The organism is Mesorhizobium subarcticum (genome assembly GCF_055456085.1).
This window is the reverse complement of record NZ_JBVBEG010000003.1, coordinates 190,553-207,371: the sequence shown is the minus strand read 5'-3', so window position 1 is coordinate 207,371 and position 16,819 is coordinate 190,553. Positions and strand designations below refer to the sequence as shown.

18 protein-coding genes and 4 pseudogenes are annotated in these 16,819 nt (G+C 58.7%); 13 read left to right on the top strand and 9 right to left on the bottom strand.

Annotated elements, in window-relative coordinates; genetic code table 11:
- Nucleotides 1-143: 143 nt before the first annotated feature.
- The 5 genes from traC to ACZYHG_RS37335 all read left to right on the top strand — a co-directional run bounded on the left by traC (nucleotide 144) and on the right by ACZYHG_RS37335 (nucleotide 3,792).
- Entirely contained in the window at nucleotides 144-440 is a 297-nt protein-coding gene (traC, locus tag ACZYHG_RS37355; protein WP_464615438.1) for a conjugal transfer protein TraC, read from the top strand.
- A gap of 4 nt (nucleotides 441-444) precedes the next feature.
- Nucleotides 445-660: a type IV conjugative transfer system coupling protein TraD gene (gene traD / locus ACZYHG_RS37350; RefSeq protein ID WP_464615437.1), complete on the top strand. Its 216-nt coding sequence runs from the start codon at nucleotides 445-447 to the stop codon at nucleotides 658-660.
- Nucleotides 647-2,572, top strand: a complete 1,926-nt coding sequence (gene traG / locus ACZYHG_RS37345) for a Ti-type conjugative transfer system protein TraG (protein WP_464615436.1) — start codon at nucleotides 647-649, stop codon at nucleotides 2,570-2,572. Before traD ends, traG begins: the two co-directional genes overlap by 14 nt.
- 266 nt (nucleotides 2,573-2,838) lie before the next feature.
- Complete coding sequence (locus ACZYHG_RS37340) at nucleotides 2,839-3,447, top strand: thermonuclease family protein (RefSeq protein WP_464615435.1); 609 nt, start codon at nucleotides 2,839-2,841, stop codon at nucleotides 3,445-3,447.
- Between the two features lie 84 nt (nucleotides 3,448-3,531).
- Nucleotides 3,532-3,792 (top strand): WGR domain-containing protein, encoded by a 261-nt coding sequence (locus ACZYHG_RS37335; protein WP_464615434.1) that lies wholly within the window; start codon nucleotides 3,532-3,534, stop codon nucleotides 3,790-3,792.
- A 40-nt stretch (nucleotides 3,793-3,832) separates the two neighbouring features.
- On the opposite strand, the gene ACZYHG_RS37330 is transcribed toward ACZYHG_RS37335, so the two are convergent.
- From ACZYHG_RS37330 to ACZYHG_RS37315, 4 genes and pseudogenes are all read right to left on the bottom strand, one after another.
- Nucleotides 3,833-4,024, bottom strand: coding sequence for a hypothetical protein (locus ACZYHG_RS37330; protein WP_464615433.1), 192 nt, complete (start codon nucleotides 4,022-4,024; stop codon nucleotides 3,833-3,835).
- An 81-nt stretch (nucleotides 4,025-4,105) separates the two neighbouring features.
- Nucleotides 4,106-4,247, bottom strand: a pseudogene (locus tag ACZYHG_RS37325) (DUF736 family protein); the annotation flags it as partial.
- Between the two features lie 1,170 nt (nucleotides 4,248-5,417).
- The gene (locus ACZYHG_RS37320; protein WP_464615432.1) at nucleotides 5,418-5,741 is read right to left on the bottom strand and encodes a hypothetical protein; all 324 of its coding nucleotides are present in this window, start codon (nucleotides 5,739-5,741) and stop codon (nucleotides 5,418-5,420) included.
- A gap of 701 nt (nucleotides 5,742-6,442) precedes the next feature.
- Nucleotides 6,443-6,577, bottom strand: a pseudogene (locus ACZYHG_RS37315) (IS6 family transposase); the annotation flags it as partial.
- Nucleotides 6,578-7,322: 745 nt separating this feature from the next.
- Here ACZYHG_RS37315 and ACZYHG_RS37310 point away from each other — a divergent pair.
- Nucleotides 7,323-8,035, top strand: a pseudogene (locus ACZYHG_RS37310) (IS6 family transposase).
- 116 nt (nucleotides 8,036-8,151) lie between these two features.
- On the opposite strand, the gene ACZYHG_RS37305 reads toward ACZYHG_RS37310, so the two are convergent.
- A complete protein-coding gene (locus ACZYHG_RS37305; RefSeq protein WP_464615431.1) occupies nucleotides 8,152-8,445 on the bottom strand; it encodes a Rid family hydrolase in 294 nt (97 codons plus the stop codon).
- 371 nt (nucleotides 8,446-8,816) lie between these two features.
- On the opposite strand from ACZYHG_RS37305, the gene ACZYHG_RS37300 reads away from it, so the two are divergent.
- The 6 genes from ACZYHG_RS37300 (at nucleotide 8,817) to ACZYHG_RS37275 (ending at nucleotide 13,254) form a co-directional block, all read left to right on the top strand.
- The gene (locus ACZYHG_RS37300) at nucleotides 8,817-9,953 is read left to right on the top strand and encodes an NAD(P)/FAD-dependent oxidoreductase (protein WP_464615430.1); all 1,137 of its coding nucleotides are present in this window, start codon (nucleotides 8,817-8,819) and stop codon (nucleotides 9,951-9,953) included.
- Nucleotides 9,937-10,257 carry a (2Fe-2S)-binding protein gene (locus ACZYHG_RS37295; RefSeq protein WP_464615429.1) on the top strand — a complete coding sequence of 107 codons (321 nt, stop codon included), beginning with the start codon at nucleotides 9,937-9,939 and terminating at the stop codon, nucleotides 10,255-10,257. Before ACZYHG_RS37300 ends, ACZYHG_RS37295 begins: the two co-directional genes overlap by 17 nt.
- Complete coding sequence (locus ACZYHG_RS37290) at nucleotides 10,238-10,429, top strand: FAD-dependent oxidoreductase (RefSeq protein WP_464615428.1); 192 nt, start codon at nucleotides 10,238-10,240, stop codon at nucleotides 10,427-10,429. Before ACZYHG_RS37295 ends, ACZYHG_RS37290 begins: the two co-directional genes overlap by 20 nt.
- Nucleotides 10,426-11,631 carry an FAD-dependent oxidoreductase gene (locus ACZYHG_RS37285; RefSeq protein ID WP_464615427.1) on the top strand — a complete coding sequence of 402 codons (1,206 nt, stop codon included), beginning with the start codon at nucleotides 10,426-10,428 and terminating at the stop codon, nucleotides 11,629-11,631. The genes ACZYHG_RS37290 and ACZYHG_RS37285 overlap by 4 nt, the downstream gene beginning before the upstream one ends.
- A gap of 155 nt (nucleotides 11,632-11,786) precedes the next feature.
- Nucleotides 11,787-12,491 carry an IS6 family transposase gene (locus tag ACZYHG_RS37280; protein ID WP_464615426.1) on the top strand — a complete coding sequence of 235 codons (705 nt, stop codon included), beginning with the start codon at nucleotides 11,787-11,789 and terminating at the stop codon, nucleotides 12,489-12,491.
- A 316-nt stretch (nucleotides 12,492-12,807) separates the two neighbouring features.
- Nucleotides 12,808-13,254 (top strand): Ros/MucR family transcriptional regulator, encoded by a 447-nt coding sequence (locus ACZYHG_RS37275; protein WP_464615289.1) that lies wholly within the window; start codon nucleotides 12,808-12,810, stop codon nucleotides 13,252-13,254.
- A 37-nt stretch (nucleotides 13,255-13,291) separates the two neighbouring features.
- On the opposite strand, the gene ACZYHG_RS37270 is transcribed toward ACZYHG_RS37275, so the two are convergent.
- The 4 genes and pseudogenes from ACZYHG_RS37270 to ACZYHG_RS37255 all read right to left on the bottom strand — a co-directional run bounded on the left by ACZYHG_RS37270 (nucleotide 13,292) and on the right by ACZYHG_RS37255 (nucleotide 16,402).
- Nucleotides 13,292-14,461, bottom strand: coding sequence for a YcaO-like family protein (locus ACZYHG_RS37270; RefSeq protein WP_464615288.1), 1,170 nt, complete (start codon nucleotides 14,459-14,461; stop codon nucleotides 13,292-13,294).
- On the bottom strand, nucleotides 14,451-15,248 hold the full coding sequence (locus tag ACZYHG_RS37265; protein WP_183454955.1) for a nitroreductase family protein: 798 nt from the start codon (nucleotides 15,246-15,248) through the stop codon (nucleotides 14,451-14,453). The genes ACZYHG_RS37270 and ACZYHG_RS37265 overlap by 11 nt, the downstream gene beginning before the upstream one ends.
- A gap of 17 nt (nucleotides 15,249-15,265) precedes the next feature.
- On the bottom strand, nucleotides 15,266-16,114 hold the full coding sequence (locus ACZYHG_RS37260; RefSeq protein ID WP_464615287.1) for an McbB family protein: 849 nt from the start codon (nucleotides 16,112-16,114) through the stop codon (nucleotides 15,266-15,268).
- Nucleotides 16,115-16,229: 115 nt separating this feature from the next.
- Nucleotides 16,230-16,402 (bottom strand): annotated as a pseudogene (locus ACZYHG_RS37255) (phazolicin family TOMM bacteriocin).
- Nucleotides 16,403-16,567: 165 nt separating this feature from the next.
- Between ACZYHG_RS37255 and ACZYHG_RS37250 the strand changes: the two are divergent.
- On the top strand, nucleotides 16,568-16,813 hold the full coding sequence (locus ACZYHG_RS37250) for a hypothetical protein (protein ID WP_464615425.1): 246 nt from the start codon (nucleotides 16,568-16,570) through the stop codon (nucleotides 16,811-16,813).
- Nucleotides 16,814-16,819: the final 6 nt, after the last annotated feature.

Here is a 16,819-nt window from a genome sequence, read left to right as displayed (position 1 = left end):
TTGGATCCATTCCTTCGGAACGGCGGGATGGTCTCAGGCAGCGTCGGCTCTGCCGACTAGCATTTTTACTAGTCGTCCATGGCGCGCATCCGGGGGATTCTGGACGAACTCCAGAACGACCAGATGCGAAAGGCCCAACCGGAATGAAGAAACCATCGTCGAAGATCAGAGAAGAGATCGTAAAACTCCAGGATCAACTCAGGCAGGCCGAAACGCGCGAGGCCGAACGGATCGGACGCATCGCCCTGAAGGCAGGTATCGGCGAAATCGAAATCGAGGAGACGGCGCTGCTGGCGGCGTTCGAGGAACTCGCCGCGCGGTTTCGCGATCGCGACGAAAAGGCATCCGGAAAGAGAGGGAACGCCGGCAGGAAGGGCGAGGCGGCCGGGGCCGCGATGGTCGCGGCTGGCGCGGCTGCGAGCAGCGATAGCGAGGTTTGAGCGCATGCGCCGGTCGACATCCTCGGAGGCCAGAAAGAAAGATACGCGCGAGAAGATCGAGCTCGGCGGCCTGATCGTGAAGGCGGGCCTGCGCTACGAGAAGCGCGCGCTGCTGCTCGGCCTTCTGATCGACGCTGGCTCGCGCATTCGGGACGACGAAGCAGAGCGCGCGCGGCTAACGGCGATCGGCACGGAAGCCTTCGGCAATGACAGCGAATAAGCTCCTGCTCGCCGGTTCAGCCGCCACGCTGATGCTCGGCGCTTGCATCGGGATTTCAGATGTCGAGACCTGGCTTGCGGGGGTCGGAAACTCGGATGCGGCGCGTCTATTGCTCGGCCGGATCGGCATCGCCCTGCCGTATATAGCGGCGGCCGTCATTGGCGTGATCTTCCTCTTCGCATCAGTGGGAGCGAGCGCGATCCGCGCCGCCGGATGGGGTGTCGCCGGCGGCGCGGTCGGCGTGATCGCGATAGCGATCGCGCGCGAGGCGGTGCGGCTGTCGGCGCTGGCCAATCGCGTGCCGGCCGGCAAAGCGATCCTCTCCTATGTCGATCCGGCGACGATGGTCGGGGCGACGATCGCGATGATCTGTGGCGGCTTCGCTCTGCGCGTTGCGATGCGCGGAAACGCCGCTTTCGCGCTGGCTACGCCTCGACGTATCCGCGGGAAACGCGCTGTGCATGGCGAGGCCGACTGGATGTCTATGCCGGCGGCGGCGCGGTTGTTTCCGGATAGCGGCGGGATCGTCATCGGTGAGCGCTATCGCGTCGGTCGCGACAGCGTGTCGGCGCAATCGTTCCGCGCCGACGCGCGAGAAACATGGGGGGCCGGTGGGCGATCTCCCCTCCTCTGCTTCGACGGCTCGTTCGGCTCGTCGCACGGCGTCGTCTTCGCAGGCTCGGGCGGCTTCAAGACCACTTCCGTCACCGTGCCAACGGCGCTCAAATGGGGCGGCAGCCTCGTCGTGCTCGATCCGTCGAGCGAGGTCGCGCCGATGGTCATCGACCATCGGCGGCGTGCGGGGCGCAATGTCTTTCTACTCGATCCGGGAAACGCGGCGATCGGCTTCAACGCGCTCGACTGGATCGGCCGGTTCGGCAGCACGAAGGAGGAAGACATCGTCGCGGTCGCCACATGGATCATCACTGACAATCCGCGCCAAGCTTCAGCCCGCGACGACTTCTTCCGCGCCTCGGCGCTTCAGCTCCTCACGGTGCTGATCGCTGACGTCTGCCTGTCAGGTCATACGGAAGAAAAGGACCAGACGCTTCGGCGGGTCCGGTCGAACTTGTCCGAGCCGGAACCGAAGCTGCGGGAGCGTCTGACGGCAATCCACGACCAATCGGAATCCGTATTCGTGAAAGAGAATGTCGCGCCGTTCATCGCGATGACCCCCGAAACATTCAGCGGCGTTTACGCCAATGCAGTCAAGGAGACCCACTGGCTCTCCTATTCGAACTATGCTGCATTGGTCTCAGGATCGAGCTTCACAACGGACGAACTCGCGGCCGGCGAGACCGATATCTTCATCGCGCTCGACCTGAAGGTGCTGGAGACCCATCCGGGTCTCGCCCGCGTCATCATCGGCGCGCTGATGAACGCGATCTATAATCGCAACGGCGACGTGAAGGGCCGCACGCTGTTCCTGTTGGACGAAGTTGCGAGGCTGGGCTTCCTGCGCGTCCTCGAAACCGCACGCGACGCCGGGCGCAAGTACGGCATCACCATGACGTTGCTCTACCAATCGATTGGGCAGATGCGCGAGGCCTATGGCGGCCGTGACGCCACCTCGAAATGGTTCGAGAGCGCATCATGGGTCTCCTTCGCCGCGATCAACGATCCGGAGACGGCGGACTACATCTCGAAGCGTTGCGGCGACACGACGGTCGAGGTCGACCAGACCAGCCGCTCATCGCAAATGTCGGGCTCGTCGCGCACACGCTCCAAGCAGCTCACGCGCCGGCCGCTGATTCTGCCGCATGAGGTGATGCAGATGCGGGCCGACGAGCAGATTATCTTCACCGCCGGCAATCCACCGCTGCGCTGCGGCCGTGCCATCTGGTTCCGGCGCGCTGACATGAAGGCCTGCGTCGGCGAGAACCGCTTCCACCGGAAGGAGACCGAGGCATGATCGTCACCTAGCATCCAGCCGGCGGGGTGAGCGAGGGGATGCCCCTCGTGATGAGGCGGCCGGTCGATCCGGACGGTCTCATGCCGCGAGAGGATCGTCACGGACAGGCGGAGACCGCTTGCGGGCTCCGTGCGAGCGAATGGAGCCGTCCGCCGCAGGCGGCTCGCCCAACCCCCCTGCATAATGCGGTGCCGGAGCGAGTTCTGATCGCTGGCTTTTGAATGATCCTGGCAAACAGGACTCAAGCATGAGGTGGTAGTTTCGCCATGACCGAACGGGAGACAGGGCCGGACTTGAGCAACGTCGACAGATACAAAAGCCGTCCGCCGAGGCGCTTCAGCACAAGGTCGTCATCGTCCGGAAGTTCGAGACGAGGTGCGTCGGCGCGGCAATCGGCGCCGCTCCTGCGTTCCTTCGCAGTTGTGGCCGTCATCGCCGTTGGAGCGTTGGGCGCGTTTCATCTGAAGGAGCCGGGCCGCCTCGACAGCTCGCTGACGTCGTTCACGGGTCCCGCTGCAGACGCGCTGTCAGCGTCATTCTCGATCTGCGATGCCGGAGCTCGAACCAATTGCGTCGTTGACGGCGACACCTTCTGGCATCAGGGCGAAAAGATCAGGATCGCCGATATCGATACGCCGGAACTCAGCCCGCCGCGTTGCGCGCGCGAGAGGCAGCTCGGCGAAGCCGCAAAGCGCCGGCTGCACGCCCTGCTCAATGCCGGCCGCTTCTCGCTCAACGCCGGCTGGCGCGACGAAGACCGGTATGGACGCAAGCTCCGCACCGTCACGCGCCAGGGCCGCTCGATCGGCGACATACTTGTCTCGGAAGGGCTTGCTCGACAGTGGGACGGATCGCGGCATCCCTGGTGCGACTGATGCATCAGCAGCGTGAATCGGTCGGCGTTCATCGATTCACCAAAGTCGTTGGACCTCGCTTCCGCAGGAAGCGAGAATCCGTCCATGCCGAAACCCGATCCAGGACCGCTTCATCTTCGCCATATCGACGACGCCCGCAACATGCGGCGCTTCTACGTGCTGTCCGTTCAGCCGACCTTGTTCGGCGGTGCTTCCTTGATCCGTAACTGGGGCCGGATCGGCACGAATGGCCAGGCGATGATGCAGACGTTTGACGAGAGCGCGGATGCCGGCAAGGCGTTCGCACGTCTCGAGCGCCGAAAGCGCAGGCGTGGATATGCGGAACGGGTGAGGAACGCGCCATAACCGCCCCCGCGTTGGTGGGGCCGGCCGGCAACGCCGTGTTCTACGCGTCAACGTCGATGCCGTGCTTCTTCAGCCGCGCCGCTTCGTCGAGGCGCACGATCTCGTAGTCGTCGGACATGAAGCTGTAGCCGCCGTTCCAGACATCGTCGAGATGGCCCCAGGTTCCGTCCGGCCGGATGGCGATATCGTCGCGGTGGAGGGCTCGTGCTGCCGCGGTTCCGGTGGTGGTCATGTCAGGTTCCTTCGGTTGTGGCTGTTCGCCGCCAATGAAGCTGAAGGCCCCGCCTTGCAGCGGAGCCCTCTTGCGGGAGCCTCAGTCCCGGTTCGGCCTGGACCAGATCAGCTGCGGGCCCTCCTCGCAGGGTGGCGTAGATCGGGGCGGGGAAGCTCGGGTCGTCCAGCTTGACCGAGAGGTAGTCGCGCTCCGTCTCCTTCGAGGTCTTCTGCCAGGCGGCGAAGGACCCGGATCGACAGGCGATCGTTTGCCTTCAGGAACCCCCAGATGACGCTGGCCGCACGGACATCGTCCCGTTCCTCGATCTGCTGGATGACAGTCAATTCGATCGACTGCTCATGAGCTTTGGCGATCGCATCGCTTATGAAAGGATGCTCCCGGTTTCGTTTCGGGCGCCCCATGGTGCGCAGCGCATCGAAGAATTTCTCGATTTCAAGCGGGGTCGCCAAGTTGTCGAGCACCTGCCGCTCGGCGCCGGCCGCCAGCAGGCGCACGTCACGCGGCAGGGTGTCGATCCTCGTGCGATAGAGCCGCTGCCGTTCAGGCTTGCCGTAGTGTTCGGCTTCAAGAGGGACGACCCACCGCTCGACTGATTTCAGCGCGCCGGACGACATGGCGACGTCCCGCCGGCTCGTGGCTATGATCATGCTGTCGGCGCGCGCCCGTCCCAGCCATTGAGCGAGTTCGTCGTTCCAAGGGCGGCTTGCGGGATCGAAGTCGTAGCGGCCCCAAGGGTCCTCGATGTCGTAAAGAACCGGCCGAGGCGTCCGGTCATCGCGCAGCTGCTGCGGACCCCGGCGGATCGGAACGCGCGTCAACCCCGGGTTTTCGCGGCGAAGCTCTTCGTAGAGTTTGCTCGTCGCGAGCGTCTTTCCTGTTCCCGATTGCCCGACGATGATGGCGGCGTATTTGGGCGCCCCCATGACGTCGCGCAGTTCCTGCCAGTTTCGGGGACGCACATAATCGTCGAGTTGCGGCGAGCTTGCGAGATAACCGTCGTGGGTCCGGATGATATGCGAGAGCTCCTCCCGACGCCATCGCCCTTCGCCGACGCGCCGGACACGCAGGCGGGCCTCCTCCCGAAGCGCGCGAAGACACTCCACCCAGCGCGAATTCGGAACGCCAAATCGTTCGGTCAAAAGCCGTCTGATTTCCTCGACCACCCGGTCTTCGTCTAAGTTGCCGATGATGGCCACCCGTCCCGGAGCGTCACCCGGGAGCGCCTTCGCCGTCGAGGCTGGCATTCCACTCTGCTTCGGCCAGCTTCCGGCGCGCTTCACTTTTAGCCCTCTTGTCCCTCCGTTCAACGCCGCGCTGGTGACCAGAAGGTATCGGATGGTCGGGGTGGCCAGCCGTCGCGCGGCCGACAGCCGGGTCGCACTTCCATGCTTCAGCAGACGGTTGATGCCGCCGACAGTCCATGCGTCGCCGCCACGCAATTTCGCCTGCACAACGAGCGTGTAGCCATCCAGACAACGCAGGTCGCTACGCGCCCCGGCCCGTCGTTGGCCAGTTGCGCTTCGAGATCCTCTTCGGTAGCGGGCTCAAGCTCGACCATCTGAGTCAGACCGGAACCAAGCATCAGGTCAAGGGCCAGCCAGATGGAGACGTCGACTTGATAGTCGTAGCCAGCGAGCGAATAGGCGCCTGAACCTGCATCCTGCCCGTCGGAACCGTCCGCTGGGAGCACCGGCTCCTCATTCTCTTCCGTCATCTTTCCATCCAGAATAACGCGCCTGCGTTATTGCGGCGGCAGACGTATTCTCATGAGTTCAAATAGCAAGTAATAGAGAATCGTCGTGTCTCGCAAGGGACTCATTCTGGATCAGTAGTCAAATGTTGCTCGATCTCAATCTGTACTGAGCGTTCGGCGCAAATGAGACGTCGCCTCCCGACCGCATTTCGCCGTCAGCAAAAGGTCGGTTCCCAGACAATAGATGTCCAGCGGTAACCTACGCAATCGGCTCGTCCTCGAGATAGCGTGCGGCGACATGCCCGAAGGACTTAAGCCGGCCATCACCGTCTACGCTACGCCACATCGCGATTTCATCGGCGACATTGACTGCCGTGATGGTTCCCGCCTCAATCAGGGCGTTGAGCGCGCTAATGATCGCCGCGCTGGTATCGTAAGCTGGGATCGTCGAGATTTAGCCTCCTGATCATCACAGCAGCCTGGGCGCCGCCCGTCGTCCTAGGGTTGATGCCCGACGCGCACATCGAGCATTTCTGGCCTTCGTCGAAATTTGCGACCCTTCGATTCAGCTGGGGCAATCTCTATGCGAGTTGCGGGCCAGCCAACGAAAAGGGTACGCTGCGGATCTGTGGCGATCACAAGGGAGATTGGACGCCGGCTAATCACATTGAGCCAACGGACCCGGCCGTGGAACAGAAATTCTCCTTCGATGCGGCGGGAGGAATCGTTGAATGATCGACACTAATGCCACGCTCCGCCATCATTTCTCGAAGATCGCGTAGGCTCAGTCCGTAGGCCAGATACCAGCGAATGCAAAGCAAGATCACAGATTGGTCGAAATGGCGGCCTTTGAACATCTCAACTCTCCGGGGAACACCGGAGCCCAATGCCTCGCCTCGTGACCAAAAACTTTGCAACACATCCATCAAAATCACAGCCCGAAGAATTAAGGCTGGACACAGGGTGTCTCATACCGTGCTCTGGTTGATCGTCGATCAGATAGGACACTGTGATCGGGCCGCGCTACTGCGCCAACATCGCCGAGAGCAACCAGTCTGGGACCGCCAGACGACCGCTTCTTCATGCGGATCGCGTTCGTGGCGCCGGCAGGCGCGGTCACGGACACCAAATCAGATCAACTGCAATCCAAAAAGCGCGTTAACCCGAGTTCGTTGCCCTGCACCCAGACACTGCCGGGTTGACTATGGGTGTCGGAACCGCAAAAAGGGGCCGCTCTTCATGAGTGGCGTGCGCCGGCAGTCTAACCCCAAGCCCCCCGCCCAGGCTGCCGGCGCGCTTCTAGGAGACCTGTGCGCGGGTGTCTGGACTGGCGTGTTGATGTGTGATTGTCTCAATCAATACAATGGATTGAGGGATGTGATGTCACGTCGGCGCATTGGTCAGGGCGTTGGTGCACGGATCGTTTATTGGTGTGGGTTTAGGCAAGCGGTAACCGCAATAGCGTTTGTAGCGTAACCATGCCTTTCAAACACAACACCAGCCGCCGCCATCATATTGAGAAGATGAAGTTCAGGGTGACGAACTGGCCAGAAGGCACCGTAACGTTAACCGTGCATCGATCAAAATGTGGGATCTGGCGGCATGACCAGATTTTCCCTTGATCCTCTTTATCGTCGCCACCGATTTCCGGCGCAGGTGATTGCCCATGCCGTTTGGCTCTATTTCCGGTTTCCGCTCAGCCTGCGGATGGTCGAGGATATGCTGGCAGCTCGTGGCTTCATCGTCTCTCACCAGACCGTGCGACTTTGGGCTGAGAAATTTGGCAGACACTTTGCCAATGATATCCGGAAGCGATCGGCCGGCAAGCTCGGCGACAAATGGCATCTCGATGAGGTTGTCATCACCATCGGTGGAAAGAAACACTGGCTTTGGCGCGCCGTTGATCAGGACGGGTTTGTTCTCGACGTGTTGGTGCTGCCGTCGCAATGCCAAGGCGGCAAAGCGCTTGATGCGAAAGCTTCTGAAAGGGCAAGGCCGTTCGCCGCGTGTGATGATCACCGACAAGCTTCGATCCTACGGTGCGGCGAAGCGGGAGATCATGCCAGGCGTCGAGCATCGCTCGCACAAGGGCCTGAACAATCGGGCGGAGAACTCTCATCAACCCGTCCGACGGCGGGAGAGGATCATGAAGCGCTTCAAGTCAGCGCGACATCTTCAGCGTTTCGTTTCCGTCCACGACCCGATCGCCAACCTCTTTAACGTTCCGCCACGATATTCCATCCACCCACCATCGAGAACTGCGAGCAACTGCCATGCAAGCATGGCGCCAAATCGCGCGCCTTCACGCCGAATGAACCAAAGCCTCACTCCCAGATCTTGTTTTCACAGCGTTAAGTTTACGGTGCCCTTTCGGCTGCAGCGCAGAGACGAAACCAAAGCGAACGAACGACGATTCTTGCGTTGAGGCCGATCACCTTGGCCTTGCGGCGACAATGGCAATCTCGACCAGGGTGCCCGGTGACAGGACCGCACCCATGCAAGCCCTCTGCGGCCAATGGTTGGGATTGTCGCCGAGCCACTCTTTCCACGCAACGTCAAATTCGTCTTTGTTTTCCAGGTTGGAAAGAAAGACATTGACGGAGAGAAGGTAGCGCTTGTCGGTTCCGAACTGGTCAAGCATACGCTCTATTTTATCAAAACTTGCCGCCATCTGGCCCTTCAACTCGAGGGTCTTGTCCAGCGCCGTCGCGACCGTCCAGACCATTCCTCCGTAAGACGAAGCAGAGCTCCTTCCGGGCGCCACGCCGGGTGCTCGTTCAATGGGAAAGTCATTTGTCACTCCTCGCCTCCCATTTTCGATGGCCTCTTCGAGAGAGATAAGTAGCGGAGATCTGAATGTCAACGTTTCCTCAGATGTATTTCATAATGCATTCTCGAATATATTCGAGTGATCTCTTGAAGATAGCGCATAAAATAGTGCAACATACTGGATGTCGCACTCCAATGTTGATTGGCAGCACTGCCACAATCGAAGGGCTGGAGAGAATTGTGCTATTCGAGTGTTCTAAAGAATGGCCAACTTGTTGGTGGACGGACGTTTGTCATGCTGCGAAATCCGGGAGCTGGGTTGGTTGAATGAATAGCGGAAGTCTGCAAGATCCCGACGTTCTGATTGTTGGCGGGGGCGTAGTCGCGGCAAGCATCGGTTATGGTCTGGCCGTCGGCGGTGTTTGCGTCGGAGTCCTTGATGGCAATGAGTCCGACTTCAGCGCCAGCCGGGGCAACTTCGGAATGATCTCGATCTCCAACAAGGGGTTCAATAACATCCCATATTATCGCCTGTCTCTGGCTTCGAGCAGACTGTGGCCAGAATTTGCCAGCACATTGCGAGACCGGACCGGCGTCGATCCGGCTTTTGATCTCAGGGGGAAGATCTACCTCTCGGTCGGAGAATCTGAATTCGCCGCCCATGCCGACAAGATCGCCGAATACGCTCGACGGATCGGTGCGGACTACAGCCATGAAATCCTGGGCCGGACCGATCTGCAACAAATACTTGGCAAAGTGAAACTGGGCGAGCGAGTGGCTGGCGGTTCCTTCAGTCCGCTTGATGGGCTTGCCGAGCCACTGAGGCTATATTCAGGCCTTCTGACCGCCATCCAGCAAAACAAAGGATGGATCCTTCGGGATCACCGCGTTTCCCGCATTCGGCACGAAAGAGGTCTATTCACCGTCGATGGGGCCTGTGGCACATTTTCGGCTCCGCGATTGGTGGTTGCCGCAGGGCTGGGAACTCCTGACCTAGCATCACAAATCGGCATTCAGGTCAATGTCCGTCCCCAACGGGGCCAGATGATGGTTACCGAGCGTGTCGAGCATTCCTTTCCCTACCCAATCAGCGGGCTTCTGCGTCAGAACCCGGAGGGAACGATCATGATCGGCGTTTCCACCGAAGAGGCGGGGTACGACGATCGCACCACCGTCGACATCCTGAAGTCACTGGCGATGAAAGCCATTGAACGACTGCCGGTTCTCCGTTCGGTGCAAATCAATCGGTGCTGGGCCGCTTTGAGACCTCGTACGGATGACGGCTATCCCGTTTATGAAGAGTCCTCCGATCATCCCGGTGCGTTCGTAGTCACCTGTCATAGTGGGATCACGCTGGCGGCACTTCACAGCCGCCTGCTCGCCGAATGGATATTGGGTGGAGCAAAAGATCCGTTAATCGAACCTTTTGGGTTGGGGAGGTTGAAAAATGCGCCCCCAGCATGATCCCGCAGTCGCCGCTTCGAATGTAACATTCGACTTCGAAGGCCGGACGATCCAGGCTTCAGAAGGTGAGACCGTTGCGACGGCTCTTCTTGCATCGGGGGTGAAAATCACCGGGACCCGAGCTGTGAGCGGTGGCGCGCGCGGACCATTCTGTCTCATCGGCGTCTGCCATGAATGTCTGGTCGAGATAAACGACATTTCAGATCAGCGGGCCTGCCTGACAACAGTGCGACAACACATGAAGGTTCGCCGACAGACAGCGCCCCACCGGTTGATGACAGGGAATGAGACGCATGAGCCATGATGTCGTGATCATTGGAGCTGGGCCGGCCGGAATGGCAGCTGCCATCGAAGCCTCGGCCTTCGGACTGAAGGCACTCGTTCTAGATGAGCAGCCGGGCCCGGGGGGCAGAGGTTTCGCGCGGTCGAGCTTAGGGAACGGCGCCTTCGCGCGGCCGGCAAAGCGCTTCCCGTGACCGAACTACGCGGTTTGGAACTCGCCCGCCGTTTTCGCGAGAGCGGAAGTCTTTATCTCGACCAGGCCTCCGTATGGGATATCGCTGCGGGCGGACGGAAGATCAGCTACCTTCGCCAGGGTCGAAGTTTCACAATTCGCGCGGAGGCCGTTGTTGCCGCGGCTGGCGCCTACGAGAGGCCGGTACCAATTCAGGGGTGGGACTTACCCGGAGTATTGGGCGCAGGTGCGGCGCAGACGATGTTGAAAATATCTGGCCGCGCGATGGAAGGTCGGATCGTGCTGCTGGGCTGCGGCCCGCTCCTTCTTTTGACGGCACATCAACTTGCCAATGCCGGGGCCAACATCGTCGCCCTGCTTCAGACCACCACGCCTTTCGATTTCATGCAGGCCATCCATCATCTGCCTGCGGCCTTGAGATCGCCGGCTCTGCTCAAACAAGGGATCCTACTGCTCGGACGGATGCCACACATTCCCAAGGTATATTCGGTGGGTCAGGCGAACATCGTCGGCGACGACCGTGTCGAGGGAGTGGAGTATCAAGCCAGAGGGGCTTCACGGTTCGTCGAATGCGATACGGTTTTGCTCCACTTCGGCGTTATTCCCAACACGCAGATCACCCGCCTTGCCGGTGCGGCCCATGGCTGGCATGAGATGCAGGAATACTGGTTCCCTATTGTGGACAAATGGCAGGAGACATCGATCGAGAACCTCACGGTCGCCGGGGATGGCGGCGGAATTCTGGGCGACCAGGCCGCTGAAATCTCCGGGCGACTGAGTATACATCGGATTGCTCACCGGATGGGCCGTCTCTCGGATCAGTCGCTCAACAGGTTGGCAGGACCACTGCAGAGCGGACTTGCTCGACTCGCCGGCGGGCGGGCGTTTATCGATGCGATCTTTCGTACACCGGAAAGTATGTTGATACCGAGCGGAGAGACGATCGTTTGCCGCTGTGAAGAAATTTCAGCCGGTGACATTGAGGCAGCAATTGCTCGCGGTGGCGCAGGGATACGCCAGGTCAAGGTCCATACCCGCGTGGGCATGGGCGTTTGCCGTGCACAGATGTGCTCGATGGCGACCATGGCGATCATGACGCGAGGATTGCGCACTGGTAAGCGCCCGAACGAGCCTGCGACGGTGCGTCCACCAATTCGACCATTGACACTCGGGCAACTCGCCGACTCAGTATTTCCGGATTGACTGAGCTTTGCCTCCAGGGGAGCATGAGATCCTATGGGGAGTGGATAGCGACCTACGTTGTGGCAAAGTGAGGTTGCTCAAAAACTCACTGGAGGAGAACCATGGGTGGTGTCACATTGATTGAGCGGTAAGGAAATTGAGGTAGCAGCGCGCCCATGACCGTGAGTGCACCGACCTACAAGAACCACCGCTATCCGATCGAAATCGTGGCCCGTGCTGTCTGGCTCTACTTCCGCTTCAATCTGAGCCTGCGCGATGTCGAGGAAATGCTGCTCGATCGCGGGATCGTCGTTTCCTACGAGACCATCCGCCGATGGTGCCGAAAGCACGGCCCTGATTATGCGCGCCGCATACGCCGCAAGTCGCCGACGAAAGATGATGTCTGGCATCTGGATGAAGTCGTGGTGCGCATCAACGGTCAGAAATGCTGGTTGTGGAGAGCGGTTGATCAGGACGGATATGTGCTCGACGAGATTGTCCAGACGCGTCGCAACACCAAGGCCGCCGGGCGCCTGCTGACGCGACTTCTGAAGAAGCAGGGTCTGCCGCCAAAGCGTATGATCACCGACAAATTGCGCTCCTACGGGGCGGCCAAACGCCAGCTCATGCCGAACGTGGAACACCGCTCGCATAAAGGCTTGAACAACCGGGTGGAGAATTCTCACCTGCCGTTCCGAAAACGGGAACGAACGCGACAGGGTTTCCGGTCGGTCGGCTCATTGCAGCATTTCGTGTCGATCTTCTCCGCCGTCCGAAATCTCTTCGTCCCATCCCAGACCAACCGCTCCGCCGCACAAATTCGAATCCATCGACGCCAGGCAATGGCCGCGTGGGAAGCCGTGAGTGCACGGCCTGCCTGAAAAGCGCGGTATCGGCTTCACGCGGCCACATTCAAACAACGTGACAACGCCCCTGATTGACCTCGCATCAGGGCCTCTCTGCGCCCCTATTCAGCCGTTGCAACAAAACCAGATGCTGTGGTAGAGCTTTGGACAGTTATGGGGGATGATTTTTTGCGATCCAACCTGATCTAATACCGGCTCTGTATCTACGGTAATTCTCAACACTCGCCCGCGATAGCCGGCAGAGTTTGAGCAGATCAACAGTATTTTGGCTGCGAAACGCGTAAAAAAGGCTTTTTAGCTGGGACGTGGCCATCTTTATTGTAGGTAAGATATGGATCGCAAGTCTCCAATTACTTCCGAGAACGTTACTGTCGCATCTCTAACGGCCATTATTGTGGCTTATCTCAATCGAAACGATATATCGCCGGCCGACCTTCCGCCGCTTGTGGCGCGTCTTCAGCACATTCTCAGCAAGGGTCATGACGATCCTTCCCTTGGTCTTGCGGAAAACGGCACCATGCAGCTGGGGTCGATTGTAAAAGAGGAAGGATCAATAAATGAGGAATATCTCATTTGCCTGGAGGATGGTAAACGTTTCAAGTCGTTGAAACGACATTTGCAGACGAAGTACCAGATGACACCTGATGAATACAGGCAGAAATGGCACCTCCCCCCGGACTATCCAATGGTCGCCCCTGCTTATGCACGAGCCCGATCTAAAATCGCCAGAGACGTCGGATTGGGAGTAACGATCTCGAAGCGCCGCTGCAGTACCTAGACGTAAGTTAGAGGGGGGCAAAACCTCCCTCTCTCTTTCATGAGAATGGCAGCGGCTCCAGCCTTCCGGTCCCCGGCGCGCAGAACAGATTGATCCAATCATTCTCATTGTTATTGCCCTCACCAGGGCTCATGTGAACAAAGAAGTCGGGGGAGACGACACGGCAGAACCACACCTTTGCGCCGGAGACCGTGATGGCCTTCTCGTAGACGTAGATGTTGTGAGAGACCGAGAGCAGGCTATCTTTCAGCGTTCCTTTTTCGATTTCGGGGCCGATGTGGAGGGGGGCAACCCGCACCTCTAGTTCGAAATCCGGCCTGTTGGCCGCCCTGAAATCTGCTTTTAGTTTGTCGCTTCCATACTCGTGCATGCCAAAGAATTCCATCTGCGGAAGCAACAGCGAGGTCTGCCATACCTCAGTAAACGCCTTCAACACCGCGGTCTCTGCGTCGTAGTCTGCGGCACAGCCGCATGCGAAATTGATAATGTCGTCCTCCTTGCGTGACCGGTACTCGGCAAACAGCACTGAAACGCCCTTCAAAAACGAGATGTCGTACACTGTAACAGAACCCTCCCGCGTCATCTGCCGGCAGGTGGTGCCGGCTTTGCCGCGGCCGAGGAGATTTTCGTAAAGGGGCGCCATCTTGTTGCAGCGTCGCGACACCCACATAGCGGTTGTACATTGCCGTTCAACGAATTCTAACAACGCCGATCGGAACGCCGTGGCGCGATCCGGGTGAATAGCACTGCCGGAGGTGTCGCGCACCGGCAGAAAATCAGCGTCGCGACAGCCGCTGAACCTGTGCAGAGAAAGATAGACGGCAGGATATAGGCAACGTTCGCCCGTCGAAAACCGCTGCACTTCGACAAGGTTAAAGGCGTGTTCCACGAGATCTTCTTTGGAGATATCGGGTTGGCAGGTCTGCAGCAATACACCTTGGAGGGCCACTTGCTCCGCGTTTGAAAGTCCCATCTCGTGTAACCGCCCGGTATGGGTCGGCTGAATGGTACGAAAAGCGGCGTACCGTTCCAAATATTCCCCAATTGCCTTGATATGTGCGTCGCCATCAAAACCAAAACCATGCCCGTTGACCGCAAGATGGTCGACAGCGGAGAAAACGGCAGGTTCGTAAATAGAGGCAGGGTAGCTTGCCGACAGGCGGAATCTCGGCGTCTTTAGGTCGAAATTGCGGAAGCTATTGGACATTCGCATCTCCCGGAAAACCAAAGGCTTGAATGGCAGCGGGGAGAAGCAACCTGCTGTCCAGGCCACAGGTCTTGGTAAACTCATACTCGGAGAAGCCGGCCAAGACGCGCGAAGCAATCCCGTTTTCCTGAGCTACAGTTGTGATGTGATGATACATCGAACCGATCTCTAGTAAGGCAAGCCGGTAGCCCCGCGACCTGTATTTGAAGGTCGCTTTCTTCAAATTGATGAAGTAGGCGACGTAGAAAACGGCCCCGTTAATGGTGGCGATGGCATTGTACCGATCCTGATCAAATTGCGCCGGCAGCAGTTCGAAGCGGTTGCTGCCCGGGAGGTAATGCGCGACAGAAAATGGAGGTATGCCCTCAACCATTTCGCTGGTTACTACGATGGCCTCAGCGCTATAGAGCGCGCCGCCGGATGGATATGGCCTGCGTCCTAAGCCATCCGCTCCAATTGCCTGGCCCAGGATCGAGGCAATCTTTTCGAATTCCACAATACCAAGCTGCCCTTCCTTCAGGGACGGCCAGCGTGAAACGGCTGTCTGCGTTGAGGTGGAGTGGCCGGTGACGATGTGACTGAAATGAGAAAATCGAGATTCCTTAGTCTCTGCGAGAAGTAGAGTTTCCTTCGAAAGAAACGGCGCACTGATGCGTTGTTCCAGAGTGGACCCTGCGCAGGTAAAACAATGATGGTGAAAGGTGCGAACAGTATGTTCGACGTCAGGGTCGACGAATTGGCTTGTAAAACCGATCTGGTTCAAAGCTGATATGTCGTTGGTCGGCATGGCATCTGCTCCCTCGTTCAAATGGTTCGCGGTTCCGCACTGTAGGTGGAATGGGCTCCTCGATGGCGCTCAATGCGACCCGTATCCAGATTCATCTCAATAATGGTGCTGAGGTCATCGGGGAAAAGCGGCGCAACGCCGTCGGCAAGGAGGGGGCGCAGGCGCGTGTATAGGAGGTGTAGTGCTGCTGCCGCTTCTATCTCTAACGCAGCGAACGTTGGAACTGAGAGCGAGTTGAGGGCATAGGGGTCAGAAAGGAAGAAGTCGGCCCAACTGGTTGGCTTGAAGCCTGGGTTTCTGTCGAGACCGGCCAGGTTATGAAGGCCACTGAAATGGTCAGGCAAGCCGATCGACGCTGAGTAGAACCCGTCAATGACAAAGTGTCGAAAAACAAAATATGCGTGGAGTACGATGCACTCAGGGCTCCGCGCACATGCGGCGTAGATTTCCCGCGCCGTGGTTGAAGAATAGGCGGCTTGAATCGCAACAAGGAAGGTCGGATTGCCTATGAGCGCCAGGTCGTCAACCGAAGTGCAGGTTATGGCGTCGTTGTTCTCAATGCACTTCCCCAAGGATCGCGAAATCTCATCCGAAGGGCAATAGATCACAACGCTTTCATCGGATTTCATGCGACGCAGAACTTTGAGCTTGGTCAGGAACTGCTCCGCTGCATCGATGGGCAGGGCATTGCGCTCCAGAATTTCCGAGACACAGTGTTCATCGATGTACGGCCGTATCGATGAAAATTCCCGCAGAGCCGCTGCAAGATTGGCATCGCTAATCGAAGCGGCCCCGGTCGGCGTGAACAGTTTGCAAACCCCGTCAATGTCGGCGGGCTCAAGCACAAACGGCGATATTGTGTACATAGTTTCCGATCCTAGAATGGCGACAGCGGTACCGATGCAGTCAATTGTTCTGCATGCGTGTGCTCGTGGTCACCCCGGCGCTCAGGATGCTGGCGCCGGGGTGGGCTTGGTCAGATCAGGCGGTCTGGCCGCAACGCGACGAGCCGGAAGACTTGCCCGATGCGCCGCTGCGGCTGGAGCTGTCGCAACGTGAGCATGCTGCTGCCGGGCGACGCCCGGAGTGGCGTCTTCGTCATCGAGGAATTCGATTGCCGTACCAAACTGCGGAGGGTTCAGGTTCTGATTCATAGGAATCTCCTTCTGTTAGCGCACCGCACCTCGCGGTGACGGTCGATTCATAAGATATAACTCCGATTTGTCAATGTGTATGTTTCAATGTATATTGTGATTCGACCAATCTGTGTTTAGCTATACATTGGTAGTCATTCGGTTGTACATGGTAACGGTGGTTAGATGACAGATCTATCAAAGATACTACAGGTCGTATTCCTGGTAATTACGCAAAATCGCAGGCAAAAGGCATTGCTTGCGCTGGTGATCCTAACCATTGCGGCGACAGCGGTAGGTGCTGCGATCTTTCCGGTGTTCTTTTCACTGGGTATTGATGCCCTCACAGAGGGTAACGGACGGATCAATGCTGCCGTTACCTACATCCTCTCCTTCGGCATAGGCTTAACGCTGGTACCTTCGGGCCCATGAATCTGA